Source organism: Sphingobacterium bovistauri (assembly GCF_020295405.1).
Taxonomy (GTDB): domain Bacteria; phylum Bacteroidota; class Bacteroidia; order Sphingobacteriales; family Sphingobacteriaceae; genus Sphingobacterium; species Sphingobacterium bovistauri.
In genome coordinates this window covers 1-1294 of the sequence record NZ_JADEYP010000068.1, presented here as the reverse complement: position 1 = coordinate 1294, position 1294 = coordinate 1, and the positions used below count along the sequence as shown (strand labels likewise).

General features: G+C 31.2%; 2 protein-coding genes. One reads left to right on the top strand and one right to left on the bottom strand.

Features of this window, described 5'->3' with window-relative positions; all coding sequences use genetic code 11:
* Positions 1–186: 186 nt before the first annotated feature.
* Complete coding sequence (locus IPZ78_RS17185; protein WP_225555208.1) at positions 187–627, bottom strand: MarR family winged helix-turn-helix transcriptional regulator; 441 nt, start codon at positions 625–627, stop codon at positions 187–189.
* 107 nt (positions 628–734) lie between these two features.
* Between IPZ78_RS17185 and IPZ78_RS17180 the strand changes: the two genes are divergently transcribed.
* The gene (locus tag IPZ78_RS17180; protein WP_225555207.1) at positions 735–1103 is read left to right on the top strand and encodes a hypothetical protein; all 369 of its coding nucleotides are present in this window, start codon (positions 735–737) and stop codon (positions 1101–1103) included.
* Positions 1104–1294 lie beyond the last annotated feature (191 nt).

The window sequence follows — 1294 nt, the reverse complement described above, 5'->3', positions numbered from 1 at the left end:
TCAATAAACTTTCGGAAACCTTATATTCCTTGCTAATACCTAATATTGATTCTGACGATTTAGTGTACAAATCAATACAAGTCTTCTTAAATGATAATGTGTGTTTTACTTTTCTATCCATAAAAAATGCCCCCAGAAAGTGTCTAACTTTTTGGGGGCAGTGCAACAATGTGTCGACCTCTTTTTTTATTTAATATTTTGAAAGACTTTATCTAACACCTGTTGAGCAACACGCAATTCTTCCAACCCAAGTCCTGCCACTGCCTCATTGATGGTAATTGCGGACTGCTTCATTCCTTCATCTTTAAGCTTACGTCCTTCTTTTGTTAAATAAATTAGGTTTGATCGACGGTCATGTTTATCATTAACACGAATAACTAGAGAAAGCTTTTCCAAATTATTAATTAAACGTGTAATGCTGGGCTTGTCACGAAAAGTTAAATTAGCCAATTCTTGTTGAGTTAATCCCTCCTCTAGCCATAAATGATATAAAATTGTCCATTGTTCGGAAGTAATATTTAGCTTTCCGCACTTCAAATTACGTTGCAAGCGCCTTGAAATAGCCGTTGACACTTTTCCAGTTAAGAAAGAGTAGAATTCGTCTGATAGTATTGATACATCACTCATTATTTAGAATTAATTTAGGTTGCTTATGCAATTAAAGAAGAATATGTGAATTTTGCAAATTTTTATGATTTTTCAAATTAAATATTTAATATTTAATATATTTAGACATGGAAAATTTCATCATAGTTTTAATTTCTATTGGAGCTCTATTATATAACTTGTATAAAAATTATATGAAAGAGATGGAGAAATCTAAATCTAGAAAACCAAACATGCGTACCCAGCCAATCCCTACGGAAATTAATATTCCACAATCAGAAAAAATAAGAAAAAAGCCAAAACAAAAAGATTTCTCTTACTATACAGATGTACCAACTGAAGTGCTGACAGCTCAAGAAAGTAGAAGAGTCCAAAACTTAACAGCACCCAAAACTGATATTCAATCTCAGGAATTAAAGGATGAAAAAAATGAAATTGATTTCGATTTGAGAAAAGCTATTATCCAAGCAGCTATTTTGGAAAGACCGTATAAATAAAAAGACTTGTATACCTATACAAGTCTTTTTATTTATAAAAGGAAGACTATTCTTAATAAGTAGTGGGACTGTCTCACGAACTGTGTAAATTTAAAAATATGGAGTTCAGTTGTTAATTACAATTGGACTCTTTTTTCAAATAAAGTTAAGAACTGATTAAGGATTATGCCCCAATTATGAATTGGCATAGT

Excerpts from the sequence above, each read along its gene's own strand:
- IPZ78_RS17185 (WP_225555208.1), bottom strand. The coding sequence starts at position 627 with ATGAGTGATGTATCAATACTATCAGACGAATTCTACTCTTTCTTAACT.
- IPZ78_RS17180 (WP_225555207.1), top strand. The coding sequence starts at position 735 with ATGGAAAATTTCATCATAGTTTTAATTTCTATTGGAGCTCTATTATAT.